Genomic DNA, 20,433 nt, shown 5'->3' with positions numbered 1-20,433 from the left:
ATGGCGTTATCAGTTAGCTGGCTCGATGCCAGGTTAAGTAAAGAAGCAAAAGAAACCGTAGTAAAAGCCGACCGAGATGGGCTAAGTGCTCGGGTATCGCCCAAGGGCAAAATTGTTTTTCAGTTTCGTTATCGTTTCGATGGCAAGCAACAGCGGGTAGACATAGGTACTTACCCACTTATGAAGCTTGCTGAAGCCAGGAATGAGCTGGATAGGTTAAGGTCAGTACTTGATCAGGGCAGAAATCCCAAGCTCTACCTACAGCAGGAACGGGCCAAGTATTCTGCCAACCAAAGCTTCGAATCGATTTTTCGAGACTGGATAGACTCTGCCGGTAAGCAAGGGCTAAAGGAGAAAACGTGGCACTTCCAAAAACGCAGCAGTGAAATATATTTGCTGCCCCGACTTGGCAAGTACCCATTAACTGACATCAATGAATTGTCCTTGCGAAACTGTCTTCGTGAGGTTTCGGAGTCGTCCCCTTCAAACACAGAGCGCCTAGTGTCTGTACTGCATAAGTTCTATGACTGGCTGATTGATGAACAAATTTTGGAAATTAACGCTGCTGCTGGGATCACAGCAAAGAAGGTTGGCGGTAAGAAAGGCAAACGAACTCAGGTGCTAAATGACAACGAGATCAGGATACTTTGGCGCTATTTGCATGAGTCAAAAATTACTGAGAAGAACCGCATCTACATAAAATTGCTTCTGTTATTGGGAGGCCGTAAGGGAGAACTCATTCAAGCTGAAAAGCATCACTTTGACTTGCAATCTGCAATGTGGACAGTGCCCATAGAGATCCGCAAACAAGGTGAGAAAATTGGAGCGCCGATCATGCGGCCATTAATCAAACCAGCTATCGAGCTGATTGAACTGGCGATGCAGATGAGCAAATCAACTTACTTGTTTCCCGCGAACGGACAAGAAGAGCTTGCCACAAATGGCTTTGATACCACTATTCCTAACAATGTGAAAATCTGGGCTCGCAGATCGCTTGGTATTGAGATGGAACACTGGTCTATACATGATCTTCGCAGAACGATGCGAACGCGAATGTCAGCCATCACCACGCAAGAAGTTGCCGAGTTGATGATTGGCCACAGCAAAAAAGGGTTGGATGCTATCTACAACCAATATCAGTACCTGGATGAAATGCGTCATGCTTACGACGTTTGGTATCAACAACTAGAAACCATCATTGAGCCGACAGGCTTTCCATTCAACTGGCGTTTCGGACAATAAAATAAAAGAAAGAGGCTCAGTCCTCTTTCTTCTCATACTCCTCCAAATCTTCAATGTGCCACAGCTTGTTTCGTGTATTTCGGTTGATACGAGGTTGCGGCAAGCTGCCATCTTTTATTCTTCGCCAGAGCGTCGTATAGCTAATGTGGTAACGAGCCATCACTTCGTAAGATGTTAGAAAAGGGGTTACCTGGTGCGCTACTGCTGTCATCTGCATTCTCCTGAAAATCAATGTAAAGCTATCATCGCCTGATTCATCACTTGTTGATGGTCAGAAAGATGCATGATTTGTTCAGAAGATCAGCCTTATCATGACACCGGTATCATTGTGCAGTTTACCAAATTTCCAGTTTACGGCGAAAAGCGCCGTAAAATCGCATTAAGTTAAACCATCTTTATCGATATGCACGCTCTAGCTACTAGGAATTTAGCGTAGCGGTATACTTCGTAAGTGCATTTCGATGGCTTCAATCACTGACTTAGTGAGGGGTAAATGCGCTTTTTCTTTCGCCCATACCTCATGGGGTTCTAGGGATTTTCCCCTCTAAAGTAACATAAATCGCCACAACCCTCGCAGTTAATGGCTTGTGGAGCTGGGTTACCTTTCATTTTAGACTTCATTTTCAACAATAGGCCTAGTTATTTCCTGTAAATCAGGTAGTTTGCGGTTACTAGCGAACTGATAAGTGCCGCTCAGATTAATGTTCTGCCATGCAACGGGTGATACTTGTCGAGTTATTGCTGCTTTTTCCTCGTCACCAACTTCTTCAAAGTGCAGTAATAGATGACTTAGGATCATCGAGTTAAAGTAGATAATAGCATTTGCCGTCAAACGGGCACACTCGTTCCAGACGACTATTTCTGATTCGTTTTTTCCACGGAACTGGTCACGATTGACCGATGCAATAGCTCGCCTGAGGAAATGCCAGGCTTCGCCTCGGTTCAGTGCTCGTTGAACATATTGGCGCAGACTTGCATCATCAATATAATCAAGTAAATATTGGGCTTTGATGAGCCTATTATATTCCGTTAATGCTTGTAATATAGGGTGTCTAGATGGATAACCAGATAATTTGCGTACTAGCAATGCCTGTGTTGTGCGTTTTTCTTGAAGGGATAACACAATACGCTGAATATCCTGCCAGCCTTCTTCAATCACATTCATTTTTATCGGCTTTTTCAGCGCCAGATGCGTGTTTCCGTCGTCGCTTTCAGTTACGTTAAATAGGTCATTGATCACACTGGTGAACTGAGCATACCTAGGCGCAAAACTATAACCGCATAAATCCAATAAGGCATAATTAACATGATTAACACCATGGTGTCGGTTGAGAGGACATCTGGCTTAAGATCACTAGTATTAGATTGTAGTAAGTCGTAAATATAATGGGACTCATGCTCATTAGATCCTATGATACGGGCATTTAACGCACTATGATTGGCAACTAACGTCATGGCCGTAATACCTTTGTTGGTGCCGAAGTATTTCGAGGAGTAGCGAGTTTTAAAAGTCTCAAGGTGAGTTTCAAATTTTTGCCCATCGGTACTGGCGTGCAGGACGTCTTCTTGGATGTGATAGTGGCGGAAAATAGGGAGTGCCGCTACTGCGTTATTGATGATATCACTAGCCTCTTGCAAGGTTTCAGGCCTAATATAATTAGCTTGTATAGTGCTTAGATGCTCATAACTGCGATCAGATATTTGTGCCATCCCATATACGCCGCGATGTGTCGCATTCGCAATTAGAATAGCCAATAAATCATCCTGATTGGCGCCTACTTGTTTTTGTATTGGCAGCACGTGTGCGAAGCATTGCATAAAGTTGGTTTCTTGTTCAACATAACGCAACACATCAGCAATACTGACGGGGATCATTTGTTTAAAGAAAGGGTTGTTGACAAGTGATTGGGAGCCTTTAACTGGCAGTCGCCATCGTGTGCCACTTCGGCTCTTCATGATCACATTGCGGTTATCACCATTATCAATGTGACGAGCAACATCTTCTAGGGATGTTGTTAAGCGTATTTGTTTTACTTGCAGTAGCTTCTGAATCGGCTGCTTTAGCTTTTCCAATGTTGATGATGCCAATAGATCAGGCTGTATTGACGATGCAATTAAGTCGTCTTCTAGCGCACGATATTTAGTGACGTTTGATAAGTAAATTCGACCATTAAGCCGAGAAGCCAGTTGACGGTAAAGCAACCATTCGTATCGCTGTGGATGAACAACATCCTTGTTAATTAACCATGGACGATGTTTTTGTTGGATAAGTGTACTATCCATTGTTTGCAATGTATTACCTGCTAATAGTTCTGTTTTTGTGGTTTTGAGCTGGGTCACTAATGCTTCTGAGCCTTTACCTGCTTGGCATTCAAGACATAGAAACACGGGCCTTAATAACTGCTCAATTAACCCGTTTTGATCATCATAATATTGCCATTGATATTCTTCTACCGTGCGTTTTTGCTTTTTTAAGTACAGGCATAGCGTTTCTATATCTTGGTTATTCATTACACTTAATGCTTGTTGCCTAACCGTTGCAAATGGTTGATTATCGTCGATACTGTCATCAACAAACAGATGCAGTAATTCTGCGGCTTTGGTGACATTGTCTGCAGCTGACCTCCATGAGTCAAACACTGCCTGTTGGGCAAACGCATGCGCAGCTTCTTGTTGTTTACGGATATGATGAATAAACCCATCAGCCAATCGCTCTAGGCTTTGCCGTATGCGTTGAGTCAGAAAACACAGCAACCATAGGTGTTGCTGTGGACGCTTAAAGCGTTTTAGTTTACTGCCATAATAATCCACCATTTCACCGAAGTGTTGTTGGTTTTTAGACGATAAGGCTAAGCCCTTAACAGCATTATCAATCTGTCTTGTATAAGGCTGTAACTGATGATACACCGTCAGTTCTTTTTTTTTAGCTCTGTCACCATAACGCTTTTTGCACCGGCTCGAAGCTGGCTTAAGGAGAGCCCATCTTTGTCATCGATAATAGTATTTAGAAATCCGTGTAGTTCAGATGAAACATGAATACGAAGCTTATTATTTAACGCCTTCTTGACCTGTTGGATAACACGACTGATAAGCTTTTGTAAGACAGTATATTTAGGGATGGCAATTCTATGCGTTGCTAGATATTCAGCGGCTGCATCGAATAGATAACGAGGCTCAAGCCAAGCTTTGCCGACCATAACAAGATGTTCGTACAGCGGCGCAAAGTGCAGACTTTCGTCCCATTTCTGATAGTTTAATAACCTCAGTATTCTTTTGATATATACGGTCACGCTGCATCTTATTAATGCTGAAAGGCCTGATCCCTTTGCCTCCTTGAACTTGCGTTGAAATAAACTGCATATCGTCAAAGATGAGGTTAAAGCTAGGTGAAAGAATCACAGGCTTAGACTTAAAATACCCTAATAACGCAATGAAATAGCATCGGTGGTTCCTTAGGCGAATACTTTTCAACTCTGTTAACTCGATCTCGTTTGGCGTAAAATACAATCGTTGTTGTTCAAGTGATAATAGCGGCGGAGAATATAGATCAAGCTGCTCAGCTTTGGTAAGAATTGATAGTTCGTTTTTTATAGCCATAGGAATTAAATTAAGTTTAAGGGGTTGTTAACCTCATAATTTGCCATACTTTGGAGAAGTAACCCACCTTTGTATGCCTTTAAATATGGTGAGTATGGCGATTTATGTTACTTTAGAGGGGAAAATCCCTAGAACCCCTCTAGGGAAACGTTCAACAATGTGATCTTCATGAAAAGCAACAGTGCGTTGACCTTCCTCATCAACATTCGATACGTAAGGCAGGCTGCCTAAATTTACAGTTTGTTTTACAACTTTGGGATAATTGCCACTCAAATTAAATGCTCCATTACAATACTGCAAAATATACGCATGAGCATTTAAGGTGTCAACAACAAATTGCAGTATTTGATTACTGCAAAAATAAATTGACCTAGCCAACAATGTCAGCCACAATAATTTTCATTAAATTAATTCCGATTTTGTAACGCCAGTTGGTCATACCCCATTGGCGTTTATTTACTTTTTGAGCAAATCGGTTTGCTGAACACAACCAAGGTTTAACGTTCATGAATGCAAAAATGCGCCAAGCTACTGAAGAGCTGCGCCTGAGTGATATTGCCGATATCCGCTTAGGCCACCCTTTTCGTGGCACGGTGAAGCAATACGACAATGGTGATGTAAATGTTGTTCAAGTAAGGGATACCGAGCCAACGGGTGAAATCAACCAATACACTATGGTTGAAACCGTATTAAAGACGAAAAAACAACCCGACTGGTTACAAAATGGCGATGTGTTATTTGTCGCTAAAGGGGCAAAACATTACAGCGTATTAGTAGAACAGGTATTAGAGCGCACAGTCTGCTCACCACACTTTTTTATGGTGCGTTTAAAACCTGAGTTTAAAGATGTGATCGTGCCCGATTTCTTATGCTGGCAGCTTAACCAACAACCAGCACAGCGTTATTTTAAAGCGACTGCTGAAGGTTCAATGTACCTAAGTATTCGCAGGCAAGTGTTGGAGAACGTGCCCATTAAGGTGCTTAAGTTAGAGAAGCAAAAACAACTCGCTGCAATTCACCGCTGCGCTGTTAGAGAGCAAAAAGTATTAAAAAAGCTGATTGAAAATAGACAGCAACAACTAGAAGCCATTGCTATTCACGCACTTGAAAGCTCATGCGTTTGAAAGAGAGCCTAAAACAAAACAGATTTAAAAATTAATAACAAGGACTAAAAAATATGACCACAACCAACCAAATCAATCAGGACGATATTAACAAAGCGGTGTGGAACGCCTGCGACACCTTCCGTGGTGTGATCAGTGCCGATACCTATAAAGACTTCATCCTGACCATGCTGTTTTTAAAATACATCTCTGATGTATACAAAGACGAATACAACAAACTGGTAACTCAATATGGCGATAATCCAGAGCTAATACACGCCATGATGTCGAAGCAGCGCTTTGTGCTGCCAGAAGGCGCGAGCTTTTGGGATTTATACGAAAAACGCTACGAAGCAGGTAACGGCGAGCGTATTGATAAAGCCCTACACGCACTCGAAGAAGCCAACGGCAGTAAGCTTAAAAACGTATTCCAAGACATCAGCTTTAACACTGACCGCCTAGGCCAAGAAAAACAAAAGAACGATTTACTACGCCACTTACTAGAAGACTTTGGCAAAGACATTTTAAACCTAAGCACAGAGCGTGTAGGCAGCTTAGATATTATCGGTAACGCCTATGAATACCTGATTAAACACTTTGCCGCTGGCAGTGGCGCGACCGCTGGTGAATACTATACCCCGCCTGAGGTCTCAACCCTTTTAGCAACCATTTTAGAACCAGTTGAAGGCGACCAAATCTGCGACCCATGTACGGGCAGTGGCTCGTTGCTATTAAAATGTGGCGCTATGGTACGTAAAAACTCTGGTTCAAAAAAATACGCATTATTTGGACAAGAAGCCATTGGTTCAACTTGGGCATTAGCCAAAATGAATATGTTCCTTCATGGTGAAGACAACCACCGTATTGAATGGGGCGACACTATTCGTAACCCACTGCTACTTGATAAAGACGGCAACGGCTTATTGCACTTTGATGTAGTAACAGCCAACCCACCGTTCAGCCTCGATAAGTGGGGTCATGACGATGCTAGCAGCGACCCTTATGGGCGTTTTCGCCGTGGTGTACCACCAAAAACCAAAGGTGATTATGCGTTTATCAGCCACATGATTGAAACGCTAAAACCGGAAAGCGGAAGAATGGGTGTGGTGGTGCCACATGGTGTGTTATTTAGAGCATCGAGTGAGGGTAAAATTCGTCAACAACTCATTGAAGAAAACTTGCTCGACACCGTTATTGGCCTACCCGAAAAGCTGTTCTTCGGCACCGGCATTCCAGCGGCTATCTTGATCTTTAAGAAGCAAAAAACCGATAAAAACGTACTGTTTATCGATGCCAGCCGTGAGTTCAAATCAGGCAAAAACCAAAACCAGCTAACCGCAGAGAATATTCAAAAGGTTATCGACACCTACAAGGCGCGAGAAACCACAGATAAATATTCTTACCTAGCCAGCTTTGATGAAATTAAAGAAAACGACTTCAACCTCAATATTCCACGCTATGTGGATACCTTTGAAGAAGAAGCCGAGATTGATTTAGAAGCGGTGCGCACTGAACGTGTACAGCTAAAAAATGAGCTGCAAACCCTTGAGTTCGAGATGGAAGGCTATTTAAAGGAGTTGGGTTATGGTGCCTAATGGATGGAACTTGGGGGTGTTTTCAGACGGAATTGAATTGATTTCGGGTCAACATGTAGAAGCTAAATTTGTAAACACAGTTGGTAATGGAAAGCCGTATTTAACTGGCCCCGCAGACTTTCCCAGTGGAAAAATAGTAGTTACCAAGTATACGGAGAATGCTAAAAAGGAATGTTGCAAAGGCGATTTGCTAATAACTGTAAAAGGTTCAGGAACAGGTAAAGTAATTGAGGCTGATGCTGCTTATGCAATTAGTCGCCAATTAATGGCGATCAGGTCAACTTCATTTGACCCAAAGTTTTGTTTCTACAACTTGGTTGCAAGTATAAGAAGGTATGAAGGAGCTGCCGCAGGTTTAATTCCGGGCATTTCAAGGGAGGATGTGCTTAATACTCCAATAATGGTTCCTCCTCACAACGAACAACGCAAAATCGCCAAAATCCTATCTACTTGGGATAAAGCGATTAGCACCACCGAGCGCCTAATCGACAACAGTAAACAGCAGAAAAAAGCCCTAATGCAACAACTGCTCACAGGCAAAAAGCGCCTACTTGATGAGAATGGGGTTAGGTTTAGTGGGGAGTGGAAAAAAGGAAAGCTGAGCGATATTGCCAATATTGATTCTGGCTATGCGTTCAAGAGTAATGATTTTACCGACTCAGATAAGGGTATCCCTATTATTCGAATGAGTGACTTTAAAGCTGGAGGTATAGATATTTCCAGTGCAGCTAAAGTTATTCCAGAGAGCACTATTGGTCTTGATAGATTCAAGTTGAAAACCGGTGACTTCGTATTCGGAATGTCTGGCAGTTTGAGTAATTATGGCTGGGTAAAAGAACGAGATCTTCCGTGTTTTCTTAATCAACGTGTCGGGCGAATACTGGCCAAAGAATGCGCTGTGCAACTGTTTGTTACGTATTTGTATCTATCCGATAAGATCCAGCAGTCGATACTCGACAAAGCTGCTGGTGCAGCCCAGTTGAATATTAGTTCGACAGACTTAAGGACGACCATTGTTCACTATCCCTGCTATGAAGAACAACAAAAAATCGCTGCCGTGCTTTCAACTGCCGATCAGGAAATCTCTGCTTTGCAACAAAAGCTCGATGCCTTAAAGCAAGAGAAAAAAGCGCTGATGCAGCAGTTGTTGACGGGTAAGCGACGGGTTTTGGTGTAAGGAGGGCTATTTATGGATTTGAATATTGATCAGATTAGGAAAGCGTACCTCTTCGTTAAAAGCTACGCATACCATGAGAACCTTAATCTGTTTCTTAAGCAACGTGTGGCAGAGTTCGAGACTAGCCACACTGAATTGGACGAGGTGTTTGAATCCATAATAGAGGTCGTTGATCAAGAAAACCCTTCTAACCACAAGTATTTCAAGGATTGGCTGAAAAGTATTAACTACCACTTGCTACCAAAGCTTGTAGAGCGCAACGAAGACAAACCAAGCCAGAATACAGGGTTATTCATTAGTAATGTCCGTGATTCTGAGCAATATCAGGTTTCCAAAGTTAACTACTTCATCAATGCTCCGGTAGAAATCCATATCATTGAAATGCTGTGGTGTCTGTTTGTTGGCTCTGCTCTTGAGGAAGACATGAGCAAAGACAGCTACGGTAATCGGATGCACTCCTCGGCTCTTAACTTTTCAAAAGATAATGACCTTTCCGGCCAAGAGGTCTTCAAGCGATATATTGATCAATACAACCAATGGCGCGATCAGGCCTTAGAGGTTGCAACTCAAATCTCTAAGAATGGCGATGATGTGGCACTTTTATCGCTTGATTTGAAGTCGTACTTTTATCATGTGGATCTAGATTTTGAAAACATCGAAGCTGAAATTCAAAATCATTATTCAGACAACGCCCAACTCGCGGAACTTGCACTAAAACTCAACCTTGTGTTGGAAGCAATATACAGTCGTTACCAGCAAGTTATTGCACCTAGAATCAAGCAAACTCATGTTAAGTGCAAAGATAAAAAGTGTTTGCCTATCGGCATGGCGTCAGCATCCATCATCGCCAACTGGTATCTTTCAGAATTTGATTATTCTATTGGTGATGATGTTAGGCCAGCCTATTATGGCCGCTATGTCGATGACATTATAATGGTCTTCAAGCGTCCTAAGTTTGATGTAGAAAACCCAATACCATCATTTGTAAATCATTATTTAAGTTCTGTGCTCACAGCAACCGGCGATAATGCCGAATATGTAATATCAGTTGCTGACAATACGTTGCCAATGCAACAGGATAAGCTCATATTGCAGTTCTTTGATAAGGAGCATAGCCGCGCCGGGCTGGAAGCCTTTAAGCAAGAACTTGATGAAAGAAGCAGCGCATTCAAATTTTTGCCAAGCGATCATATTGATAAAGAACTCGACAGATTTGCATACGATGTACTCTATGATGGGTCTGCCAATAAGTTACGCAGCATTGTCGGACTTGCTGAAAATGAGACAGAACTGGCAAAGTATCTATCCAGCCATATAACGGCTCATCGACTTTGCAAACTAAACAATAGAGATGTGGTTCTTCCACAACTGAAGCAATTTTTTAAGGGGCAGAACGCACTTCAATTTTTCCGTTTATGGGAAAAGCTGTATCAATACTCGGTAATCACCAGAAATTACGGATTTGCTTCTTTCTTCTATCAGTATGTTGAAGCCGAAATAAACAAGATTATTGGCATTATGCCGAACTCTAGGAGGCCTTCCGATCGGTTTACCAAAAAGCTAAACGAAGACCTGAATTTATACAACCAGATTGCGTTGGCAATTACGATCGGACTTTTGGATATAAAAGCCTTTCCTTCTCATATCGACATTCTTTTCATTGAAGATGAGAGCGTGTTTCACGGCACAAACCCTGAATTAAATAAATTAGTCAGCTATGCATCTGATTTGCACTCCTTTTCATGGCAGTTTCGGTGCTCTAACCTTATTCGTCATCACCTCGTTGCCTGGCCCCTTGCAAATTATTCTCTTGAAGAGTCCGACCTGACATCTGAAAGCGATTTCACAAGCAATGAGGATGTCGAGTTAGATGAAACCAAAATTGCTTTTTCTCCACGATTCATACACTTCGACGAATGGCAGATCTTTCATTTGGGAAAATATCTCGCCACCGAGAACGATTTGAATGGTTGGCTAGCAGAGACCATAGATGCCTATAAGTATCGATTCTTCGGGAATGAATTTCCTGTTGACTTTACAACTGATGATGCAGGCACCGGAGGGATTGCTAAGTCCAGCCTATTGGTTTCTGACAAGGATTCTAAAGACCAGATTAACTTGGCAATAGCAAATCTTCGAGTAAACGAAGAGGATATCAGCAGTGCTGTGCGTCGAGATCGACAGCCGAACCTTAGCTTTAAACGCCAGGAAGATCTTTATAGCATCTTGAATTCGGCTCTTTATGAGAAAGCTGATCTATTGGTGATGCCTGAAGTTGCCATACCTGTAAGTTGGCTTCCGTTTATGGTGTCATTTTCACGTAGACATCAAATTGGTCTTGTTTTCGGACTTGAACACTGGGTATCGAATGGTGTCGCATACAATTTGATCATAGAAGCGCTGCCATTTAGAGTGTCTGGCAAGTACAAGTCCTGTGTGATGACGGCTCGCGTAAAAAATCATTATGCCCCTGCCGAACTAGGGCTTTTAGAAGCAGTAAGGCTTAAGCCTGGCAATCTTGTACTCAAGCAAAATGCCTATTACCACAAAGTATCATGGCGTGGTTTGTCATTTGCGTCATACAACTGCTTCGAATTATCAGACATCACACACCGGGTTTTATTTAAATCACAGATCGATCTTCTATTTGCATGCGTCTGGAATAAAGACACAAATTACTATCAACATATTCTGGAGTCCGCTGTCCGGGATCTGCATTGCTACACAGTTCAAGCAAATACCTCGCAATACGGAGGGTCTTGCGTATTGAGACCAACCAAAACCGAGAGTAAGACGATGCTTTATGTTAAAGGTGGTGACAACTCTTGTGTCCTGACTACAAAACTCGACATAAAGGAGCTTAGAGATTTTCAATACAAATCAAAACCAGGCTCAAAGGATTATTTTAAACACCTCCCCCCAGGTTATGACAGCGACTCGGTACTCAGCCGATGAACTTACTACACCTCGGGTATCAGGGGTTGAAGAGAGATAACAAATGACGCAATACACACCTAAATTTCAAGAAGAATTCAGCGCAAAAATACCTGCGCTGTCGCTGTTAACCAACTTAGGTTACACCTTCATTCCCCCCCAGCGAATGCGAAGCGCTACGTGGCAACACGCTTGCCAGCGAAAAAAAGAGCACGCATCAGGTGGTGTTGTTACCTGTAATGCGTGCCTTTTTAGCCAAACAGACATTTTCGTTTGCAGGTAAGCAACATACACTATCAGAAGCGGCCATTGATAAGGTAATGCATGAGCTGAACCCTGCCATGAACCTTGGGTTAAAAGCGGCTAATGAGAAAATTTACAATGCCCTAATGTATGGCGTGAGTGTTACTGAATTTATTGATGGTAAAAAAGCCTCACCCACTATTAAGCTGATTGATTGGCATAATATTGATAAAAATGCGTTTCATTGTACCGAAGAATTAGTAGTACAAAATGCCGAGGGCACAGGTAACCGTAGACCAGACATTGTGTGTTTTGTGAATGGTTTACCATTAGTGGTGATTGAGGCAAAACGCCCGGATTCAAACAAAGAGGGTAAATCGACCAACTTTGCAGCAATCTCTCAGCATATTCGTAACCAAAAGCAAGATGAAATACCGCACTTATATGCCTACAGCCAGTTATTATTGGCCATAAACGGGCATGAGGGCTTGTATGCAACGTGCGGCACCCCTGAGAAGTTTTGGGCAAAGTGGAAAGAAGAACACTCTCACTTAGGAATAGCCGAAGCGGAATTTGTCAGGTTAAAAAAATCATAAATTAAGCAATGAACAATTAAATGCACTGTTTAATCATCGCCCTGCAAAAGATAAAACAGATTACCTTTCACTTGTTGCTGCGGGTGAGCTGACAGTAACCGACCAAGATAGGCTGATTGTAAGTTTATTACGCCCTGAACGCCTACTGGATATGACCCGCCTGTTTACTTTGTTTGATAAAAAAGCAGGCAAGATTGTAGCTCGATACCAGCAGGTGTTTGGTATAAAAGCACTTATTGAACGAATTAATACGTTTGATGACTCTTCTTCCGCTCGCGGCGCTGGCGCACGTCAAGGCGGCGTTATTTGGCACACCACAGGTAGTGGTAAGTCGTTTACTATGGTGTTTTTATCTAAGGCGCTTATATGGCTTGAAGAGCTAGCGCAGTGCCGCGTAATTATTGTGACTGACCGCGTTGATTTAGAAGACCAGCTAAGCCGTACGTTTGCATCTGGTGGTGTACTGACCGACCGCGATAAAAAAGATGCGATGGCGACCACAGGTAAGCGTTTGGCCGAGCAAATTGGTCAAGGTAACGAACGGGTTATTTTCTCGATCATTAATAAGTTTGGCTCTGCCATAAAAATACAAAGACTGCTACAACGACAGCCCGAATATAATTGTATTAGTGGATGAAGGTCACCGCAGCCAAAACGGTGAAAATAATATCCGTATGCAGCAAACCCTGCCTAAAGCTGCTTTTATCGCCTTTACAGGTACGCCGCTATTAAAAGACGACAAGACTGCAAACAAGTTCGGTAAGATCATTCACTCTTACACTATGCAGCAAGCGGTTGAAGATAAAACCGTGACCCCATTGCTGTATGAGGAACGTATTCCTGAGCTAAACGTTAACGATAAGGCGATTGATGCATGGTTTGATCGCAGTACCAGTAAGCTGAGCGACAAACAAAAAACTGATTTAAAAAGAAAGTTTTCACAAAAAGGTCAAATATATCAAACTGCCGATCGCATTATGTTGATTGCCTATGATATTGCCGACCATTTTCAAAACTTTAAGCATCAAGGTTTAAAAGGTCAGTTAGCTTGTGACTCTAAAGCCTCTGCAATACGTTATAAAGAGGCTTTAGATAAAATTGGTACCGTGACATCAGTTGTGGCAATGTCGGCTCCTGACACACGTGAGGGGCATGATGTAGTTGATCAAGAAAGCAAAGACATTGTGCAAAATTGGTGGAAAGCCAATGTTGATAAAATGGACGAAAAAGCCTACACCAAAGCCATTATTGAAGACTTTGGTAGAGATGACGGCCCTGACATCATGATAGTGGTTGATAAACTGCTAACGGGCTTTGACGAGCCAAAGAACACTGTGCTTTATATTGATAAGCCTCTGAAAGAGCACAACCTAATACAAGCAATTGCCCGTGTTAACCGATTACATAGCAAAAAGCAGTTTGGTTACCTGATTGACTACCGAGGCATTTTAAAAAGAACTTGATACCACCATAGAAAAGTACCAAGACCTTGCTGAGCGCACTCAAGGCGGTTTTGATATAGATGACCTAAAAGGTTTATATAACCGAATGGATACGGAATACAAAAAGCTTCCGGGGTTACACAGCGATTTATGGGCGATATTCGATGGTGTTAAAAACAAACAAGATGGCCCCGCTTTACGCCAAGCATTAGCACCAAAAGTACATGAGGTTGGTGGTAAGCTTACCGACACCAACCTTAAAAAGCGTGATGATTTTTACTCAATACTCACGGCATTTTCAAACTGTATGAAAGTAGCGCTGCAATCAGCCACCTACTTTGAAGATAAGTCGTTTGATAACAAGCGCGACCTATACAAACGAGACTTAAAAGCCTTTGTCGATTTACGTAAGCAAGTACGTGAAGATGCCGACGAAACCATTAACTATGATGAATACGCTGAAGATATTCGTAGCCTTTTAGACAAGCACATTGCTGGTATTGAAGTTAAAGAGCCAGACGGTGCGTATTTAGTCGGTAACTTGGGCAAAGACGTTAAACCACAGGATATGAGCGATGACGAAGCGCGTAACCAAACAGATAAAATCACTGGCCGAATCACTAAGATGATTGAGCAAGACTTAGCTGATGATCCTTATGCTCAAGAGTATTTCTCTAAGATGCTTAAAAAGGCGATTGAAGATGCCAAAGCAATGTTTGATGCACCTGTTAAGCAGTACATATTGTTCGCTGATTTTGAGCAGGAAGTGAAAGAGCGCAAAGTGGCTGATGTTCCCAATGACTTTATGGATGACGCAGGCAAGTTAAACAAACATGCCCAAGCCTATTTTGGCCTGTTCAAACATTTATTCGATAGTGCATTTTTAACTGAAAAGGCACTGGATAATGAGAAATTGGTAGCGCTTGCTTTTGATATTGATGCCGTCGTAAATGACGCGGTTGCTGAGTATTCAATTAATCCAGCAGAAATTGAAAACGCCATTCACATGAAATTATTACCCATACTGTTTACTGAGCTTGGCCTTGATAACGCACAAAAACTGATTGAAGAAGTGCTTAAAGTCACTCGCTTAGAAGCTTAGCAAGGGGCTAACAAGCGTGACTAGACAAGCCGTTGCTGCCGCTATTTGCCCAAAAGAAAGCAGAACAACAACCAGTGAACGAGGTGTTTTTACCTATGGTAACGACACCATTCACTATGATGTTATTCGTAAAACCAAGCCTGCTGATAACGCTAAAAAAACAGCACGCAAGGTCATTATCAAGGTTCATCCTGATCAACGTGTTGTAGCTACTGTGCCTCATGATGCTAGTGATGATGCTATTGTTGATGCCATGCACAAGCGTGCAAGATGGATATGGCAAAGTATTAATGACTTTGCTAAGCAAAAAGACACGGTTTTACCTAAGCGCTATGTGAGCGGTGAAACTCAGTTTTATCTAGGCAAGCGCTATGTACTCAAGGTAATTGTTGATGCCGAGCAAGTACCTAACGTAAAAAGCTAAGCCGTGGCAAATTGAACGTCACACTCAAGTATGAAATAAGCAAAGATACTGATGATCGGTTGGTGAAGGTTAAGCCGCTAATCGACAAATGGTATCAACATAAAGCAAAAGCAATTTTTCATGAGCGACTAGCCGAGCTTCTTCCGAAAGCGACTTGGGTAACAGGTATTCCTTCATTTCGTGTAATGGCAATGAAAAAGCAATGGGGAAGCTGCTCAACTAAAGGCAACTTGATGCTCAACCCTCACCTCGTTAAAGCACAGAAAGAATGCATTGATTACGTGATTTTACATGAGCTTTGCCACATTGCCGAACACAATCACAGCGAGCGCTTCTGGCGCTTATTAACCCAAGTAATGCCAAACTGGAAAGAAGTAAAAGCCAAATTAGATGACATGGCGGAGATGTATTTGAATGAATAAGGACTGCTGAATGAAATGCCCAACTTGTGAAAAGTATATTGGCTGGGATTGGCTAGAAGATGAATGCATTGAGCCTAATGAAACCTTTGATTGCCCACACTGCGATGAAACCTTGCGCTATGAAGTGGATGAAGGTACGTACTTTGGTGCCCAACATGTAACGATTGAAGTTGTGGATGATTGATATGAAGAAAACAGCAAAACTATCCGATTGTAGAACTTATCGTTATGAACTTTGGCGTATTTGGGACGAGTCGAAACCCTATGCGATGTTCATAGGACTTAATCCATCAACAGCAGATGAAACTGAAGACGATCCTACTATTCGTCGCTGTATTAATTTCGCTAAAACATGGGGCTATGGTGGCTTATGTATGACCAACCTTTTTGCCTATCGAGCTACTCAGCCTGAAGACATGAAAAGAGCATCTGATCCAATCGGTAATAAAAATGATGAGACACTGATCCTACTTGCCAAAAATGCGGGAGTAATTGTTGGGGCTTGGGGAAATGATGGTATGTTTTTGAATCGCTCTAAACATGTTCGAGCCTTGATTCCAGAATTAAACGTATTGAAAGTCAATAAATCAGGTGAACCAGCTCATCCACTTTATTTAAAATCGACTTTAACACCTATTGAGTGGTAACACTTTATGCTGCTGTTGGAAGGTGGCATTCGTTAGTAAAAAATGAAGGTGACATTATATAAAACTCACCGGCTTTTTTACCCGCGCCAGAGGCAAACTGCCCAATAAGGTATTCGTAGGCATCACCGAGTAAATCAATTTCTGAGTTTTCTAATTGAAAATCAATATTCTCTAAATGCACTAATACTTGGCTAATAAGTTTATTGCGCGCATCAGGGTTTTTACCTAGTTTGCTTGAGTTAAGATCTAACTCTTCAAACAAGCCATTAAAATCATCGGCAGAGTCTGCCGCTGTGGTTGATTGTTCAATGTCGTTAAGTACACGGCTTAGCTCATCAAGTATAAATTCTTGCTTTTCACCACGTTTGGCTAGGCTGGAAAATAATTGGTTAGGGGCAATAAAGTAACCAAGGTTTTCAATACACTCTTCGCGTAAATCGTTGATAAGTGCTTCGTCGTCAGTTGCTTGAGCAAATGTAATACCGTCTTCTGCTAATAATACGTCACAGTAACGGTTTAATTTGTCTGATAAGTATTTGTAGAAAATAAGCCCAAGAATATAGTCACGAAAGTCATCAGCTGACATATTGCCACGTAAGGCATTGGCGATGTTCCAAAGCTGTTTTTGTAATTCTTGTTGATGTTGTTGAACCATGATTTACCTGTATTTTTGTAACAATAGTATGAAAATAGTGAGAAGAATATTTAAAACCAATTAGCAGTGTAACATAGGCTTATTAAAACCATTATGTTTGAGGTTGTTGAGCATTCTATTTAGTTTCGTTCGCTATTTGGCTCGCTTCTTATCTCTAACCCAAAATATTGAGCCGTTAGTTTTTTTCATTTCGAATAAGTCTATTGATGCAAAGAACTCACTTAACTTTTTGAAGCCATAATTTTAGGTTAGGACTTTTCCAGTTACCGTATGCTTTACGAATGTTTACTACGCCATAGCGAGCAAGCTCTGAGAGGATAATATCTATTTTAGCGGCTGGGGCATTATCCGCATCAATGAATAATGCGATTTTTTCCTTGTCTTTCAAATTACAATTCCATTTTAGTTTCAATAACGCTTAATCTTAATTGTACATTTATCTCATATCATAATGAAATAGCAATTATTTTTGTTGTTAGTAGCTAAGGAATTAAACGGTAACCGATTAGCTCAAGTTAGGGTCATTGATTACCGTTTATAGTTAACTTCGACTAGGGCTTAACTCTATAGGGTTGAAGTGTTGTTAATAATGTCACGCTCTTAAAATGCCAAAATTACCTTCATAATCAAAAAAGTCAGACTTTGTAATTATGGGGGTTCTTCTAGATAATTCAGCGGCAGCACCATCATAATGGGCTGGCATAAATGTTTTAATCGTACAGGTTTTAGCTAATAAGCCCTGGCTATTTATGCCAACATCTAGCGCTAAAGGTAAAAAAACATCATCAATAATAGTGCTGTACTGGCTTATTTTACCGTTACTTTTAGTGTGTTGGTCAGATAATTCTAATGCTGAAAACACAAGAGGTTTAGTGATTCTTTTAAGGTATAAGTTTAAGTCATGAGCATTCTTTAATTGATGCTGGCTCCTCATAATCAACCTAACTAAGGCGTGCTTAGATAAAACAACATAAAATGATTTATAGCTAACCCCACCTCTAACATTGATGGTTAAATCAAATGCAATTTGGTCATATTCTTCAACATCACTAGTACTTGCAAATAATTTTTTCTTTGCGCTAAATAAACACCATTCACCCCATATTAACTGCCATTTATTCGTATTGTTGAATCGCTCAGCAATCAATACAGCGTTGGTTTTTTCTTTACACAACCCCTTTATTTTTTTACAAATTTTTCTTTGAGAGTATTCAAAGTTTTGAGGTGCACTATTGTTTGCTGCTGCATATAAGCTTCTAAATATGCGTTTAACAAGCCCTTTGGCTTGGCTTTCATCGATGTAGGACATAGTTTACTCCTGTTAAAAAGTTGATGCGTTAAAAGTTAATTTCAAATTCACCGAAATTAGTTTTAATCATCAACCTCGTAACATAAGCGAAAGCCTATTTTAGTGCTTTTATATGCCCCCGTTGTGCTTAGGATATTATCTCTAAAGCAATCATCGCCATAAAAACTAGATAAATCGCCGCTTCTTATACATGTTTTTTCCATAACCCATTCAGCGAAATAGTTTAAAGGTATAAATTTAGTTCCATCTTCCATAATGTCCCATGTGAATCTATTTGGAAATCTGACAAAGGTATTGTGACCACCGGTACCCTTAATATCCATATCAATTTTTCTAGTTGAACCAACCTTGAAACCTAACTTATCGGTTTCGCCACTATTTGTATTAAGAAGTGTTCCTTTTCTGCGAATATTTTCGAACTCATTTTTTTTCAATAACCTTAAAGAAAGCCCTGTTATTTTTTTTTTCCAGTTCAGGTAGGCCATAGCATCGTACCAAGTACATGCCACCGGAAGCCCCTTGTCATCATCTAAGTTATTTCTGTCTATTCCTGTTGTTTCTCTTTCTTTTTCTCTCCAGGAAAGCTTTCTTTGCGGTATTTATAATATTCAGTATTTGCTTTAATAAATTCTTCAAATTCAGCAATAGTAACTAAGTCAGTTACAAATATGTTCGTATTGGCAACTGCCTTGAATTCATTGAGCACAGGTGTTGAAGCAGAATTTATATAGCTTTTAGGGGGGTAAGTTTCGTTTTCAACGTAAAAGGCTTCAAGCAAACTATAATCAGGGTAATTACTCGCAGTTCCACCGCTTTGATAATGAAGCTGCTCTGCATGATGCTCATCTAATTCTCTTTGTCCTTGGTAGTTAAAGTAATACCAACGCGCAAAATCATAATCATTGATACAAGTGGGTAGATCTTTAAGCTTAAGCGCACCATTGTGGTAATTGAACACAAAAGGCTTATCACGCATATTTTTAAAGACGAAATCATATTCACCATTTGCGCCTTTTAAGAATATTAGATTATCATTGAAAGAAATGATCTCTAACCAACCTTCTGAAAACTCTCTAATACGCTCGCCAAATAACTCGCATGCTTTAGTCGCAATATAGGGTTCGATTTCGCAATCATAATCTTTGGGCGAATACAGCTGTAATTCTACACCATAATTATTTGGCTCAACCAATAAATCACCTATCAGGTTAAATCCTGAATCTAAGTCAAAAGAGTATTTGCCAATAACTAGGTCGATAACCTTACGGTTTCCGCATCCAAAAGGTAGGTCTTCAATAGTAGCATCACGAAATTTTTCCGCGATTAGTAGATCTTTATCTGTAAGAGATTTTGCAAACACCGTTTTTCTCTCAATGCCAAAGTCCCTAATCTCTTTTATCTCAGAGGCATTTACTAAGTAATGCCCATCAGAAAACGTGTTATCAAAAGGAAAGTTATACCCAGTAAATATTTTTTTCGGAATTTTACCTCCATTAAAAAATAAACGTTCTGATATTTGCTGATAAGAGATTTTTTTTACAGGCATGCCAAGTTTTGCATACCTAAAAGTAAATAAGTCATCTTTTTTTACTAAGTTATGCTTATCCATAAAGGGCAGTATTTCGTCTTCATAGACTTTGCTATAACTTGCGAATCCCCCTTTAACGCCTAAAGTGCTTGCGATTCTATTGAGAGCTGTTGTCTTTTTGAGTTTTTTACGGTTGTCGTTGACATGCTTTTTAGAGTTATCACTAACATTTTTAGCTGTTAATTTTATAGACTCTGGAGACAGATCTTTTAGCTCTGCAAAATGATAGTCATCAAAAACTAGAAATGAACTTTGTACGTGAACTTTATTCGAATTGATCGAGGTAGAATTATTCATGGATTATACCTTTAATTTTGCCGACGTAAAACGTCCTACTCCTTGGCTAAAGGATATAAA

General features: G+C 40.9%; 19 protein-coding genes and 3 pseudogenes. 13 read left to right on the top strand and 9 right to left on the bottom strand.

The window, feature by feature from the left end:
* Positions 1–1,242: an integrase family protein gene (locus FGD67_RS11885; protein ID WP_257171398.1), complete on the top strand. Its 1,242-nt coding sequence runs from the start codon at positions 1–3 to the stop codon at positions 1,240–1,242.
* A gap of 16 nt (positions 1,243–1,258) precedes the next feature.
* Here the strand turns inward: FGD67_RS11885 and FGD67_RS21795 are convergent, their stop codons facing one another.
* The 3 genes and pseudogenes from FGD67_RS21795 to FGD67_RS11875 form a co-directional block, all read right to left on the bottom strand.
* Positions 1,259–1,453, bottom strand: a complete 195-nt coding sequence (locus FGD67_RS21795; RefSeq protein ID WP_000127614.1) for an AlpA family transcriptional regulator — start codon at positions 1,451–1,453, stop codon at positions 1,259–1,261.
* Positions 1,454–1,852: 399 nt separating this feature from the next.
* Positions 1,853–4,839: pseudogene (locus FGD67_RS11880) on the bottom strand (Tn3-like element ISKox2 family transposase).
* 102 nt (positions 4,840–4,941) lie between these two features.
* The gene (locus FGD67_RS11875; RefSeq protein ID WP_257171397.1) at positions 4,942–5,112 is read right to left on the bottom strand and encodes a hypothetical protein; all 171 of its coding nucleotides are present in this window, start codon (positions 5,110–5,112) and stop codon (positions 4,942–4,944) included.
* Between the two features lie 233 nt (positions 5,113–5,345).
* Here FGD67_RS11875 and FGD67_RS11870 point away from each other — a divergent pair, with 233 nt between their 5' ends.
* The 12 genes from FGD67_RS11870 to FGD67_RS11815 all read left to right on the top strand — a co-directional run bounded on the left by FGD67_RS11870 (position 5,346) and on the right by FGD67_RS11815 (position 16,524).
* Positions 5,346–5,963: a restriction endonuclease subunit S gene (locus tag FGD67_RS11870; RefSeq protein WP_257171396.1), complete on the top strand. Its 618-nt coding sequence runs from the start codon at positions 5,346–5,348 to the stop codon at positions 5,961–5,963.
* A gap of 53 nt (positions 5,964–6,016) precedes the next feature.
* Positions 6,017–7,537, top strand: coding sequence for a type I restriction-modification system subunit M (locus tag FGD67_RS11865; protein ID WP_257171395.1), 1,521 nt, complete (start codon positions 6,017–6,019; stop codon positions 7,535–7,537).
* Entirely contained in the window at positions 7,527–8,714 is a 1,188-nt protein-coding gene (locus FGD67_RS11860; RefSeq protein ID WP_257171394.1) for a restriction endonuclease subunit S, read from the top strand. The genes FGD67_RS11865 and FGD67_RS11860 overlap by 11 nt, the downstream gene beginning before the upstream one ends.
* Before the next feature lie 12 nt (positions 8,715–8,726).
* Complete coding sequence (locus FGD67_RS11855) at positions 8,727–11,669, top strand: hypothetical protein (protein ID WP_257171393.1); 2,943 nt, start codon at positions 8,727–8,729, stop codon at positions 11,667–11,669.
* A gap of 200 nt (positions 11,670–11,869) precedes the next feature.
* Positions 11,870–12,487 carry a type I restriction endonuclease gene (locus FGD67_RS11850; protein ID WP_257171392.1) on the top strand — a complete coding sequence of 206 codons (618 nt, stop codon included), beginning with the start codon at positions 11,870–11,872 and terminating at the stop codon, positions 12,485–12,487.
* A 151-nt stretch (positions 12,488–12,638) separates the two neighbouring features.
* The gene (locus FGD67_RS11845) at positions 12,639–13,124 is read left to right on the top strand and encodes a DEAD/DEAH box helicase family protein (RefSeq protein ID WP_257171391.1); all 486 of its coding nucleotides are present in this window, start codon (positions 12,639–12,641) and stop codon (positions 13,122–13,124) included.
* The gene (locus FGD67_RS11840) at positions 13,117–13,950 is read left to right on the top strand and encodes a hypothetical protein (RefSeq protein WP_257171390.1); all 834 of its coding nucleotides are present in this window, start codon (positions 13,117–13,119) and stop codon (positions 13,948–13,950) included. Before FGD67_RS11845 ends, FGD67_RS11840 begins: the two co-directional genes overlap by 8 nt.
* 85 nt (positions 13,951–14,035) lie before the next feature.
* Complete coding sequence (locus FGD67_RS11835) at positions 14,036–15,031, top strand: hypothetical protein (protein ID WP_257171389.1); 996 nt, start codon at positions 14,036–14,038, stop codon at positions 15,029–15,031.
* Positions 15,032–15,047: 16 nt separating this feature from the next.
* Entirely contained in the window at positions 15,048–15,455 is a 408-nt protein-coding gene (locus tag FGD67_RS11830; RefSeq protein WP_257171388.1) for a M48 family metallopeptidase, read from the top strand.
* An 11-nt stretch (positions 15,456–15,466) separates the two neighbouring features.
* The gene (locus tag FGD67_RS11825; protein WP_257171387.1) at positions 15,467–15,877 is read left to right on the top strand and encodes a M48 family metallopeptidase; all 411 of its coding nucleotides are present in this window, start codon (positions 15,467–15,469) and stop codon (positions 15,875–15,877) included.
* Between the two features lie 10 nt (positions 15,878–15,887).
* Positions 15,888–16,061: a hypothetical protein gene (locus FGD67_RS11820; protein ID WP_177222598.1), complete on the top strand. Its 174-nt coding sequence runs from the start codon at positions 15,888–15,890 to the stop codon at positions 16,059–16,061.
* Between the two features lies 1 nt (position 16,062).
* Positions 16,063–16,524 (top strand): DUF1643 domain-containing protein, encoded by a 462-nt coding sequence (locus tag FGD67_RS11815; protein WP_257171386.1) that lies wholly within the window; start codon positions 16,063–16,065, stop codon positions 16,522–16,524.
* A 4-nt stretch (positions 16,525–16,528) separates the two neighbouring features.
* On the opposite strand, the gene FGD67_RS11810 is transcribed toward FGD67_RS11815, so the two are convergent.
* The 6 genes and pseudogenes from FGD67_RS11810 to FGD67_RS11790 form a co-directional block, all read right to left on the bottom strand.
* Positions 16,529–17,179 carry a type I restriction-modification system subunit M N-terminal domain-containing protein gene (locus tag FGD67_RS11810; RefSeq protein WP_257171385.1) on the bottom strand — a complete coding sequence of 217 codons (651 nt, stop codon included), beginning with the start codon at positions 17,177–17,179 and terminating at the stop codon, positions 16,529–16,531.
* 132 nt (positions 17,180–17,311) lie between these two features.
* Positions 17,312–17,389: pseudogene (locus tag FGD67_RS21790) on the bottom strand (hypothetical protein); the annotation flags it as partial.
* A 25-nt stretch (positions 17,390–17,414) separates the two neighbouring features.
* A pseudogene (locus tag FGD67_RS11805) lies at positions 17,415–17,567 on the bottom strand (NYN domain-containing protein); the annotation flags it as partial.
* Between the two features lie 204 nt (positions 17,568–17,771).
* Entirely contained in the window at positions 17,772–18,488 is a 717-nt protein-coding gene (locus FGD67_RS11800; protein ID WP_257171384.1) for a hypothetical protein, read from the bottom strand.
* A gap of 62 nt (positions 18,489–18,550) precedes the next feature.
* A complete protein-coding gene (locus FGD67_RS11795; RefSeq protein WP_373567763.1) occupies positions 18,551–18,997 on the bottom strand; it encodes a hypothetical protein in 447 nt (148 codons plus the stop codon).
* Between the two features lie 35 nt (positions 18,998–19,032).
* Positions 19,033–20,373, bottom strand: coding sequence for a hypothetical protein (locus tag FGD67_RS11790; RefSeq protein WP_257171383.1), 1,341 nt, complete (start codon positions 20,371–20,373; stop codon positions 19,033–19,035).
* Positions 20,374–20,433: the final 60 nt, after the last annotated feature.

The sequence above is a fragment of the Colwellia sp. M166 genome (assembly GCF_024585285.1).
Lineage (GTDB): Bacteria > Pseudomonadota > Gammaproteobacteria > Enterobacterales > Alteromonadaceae > Cognaticolwellia.
This window is presented reverse-complemented; position numbering and strand designations above follow the sequence as displayed.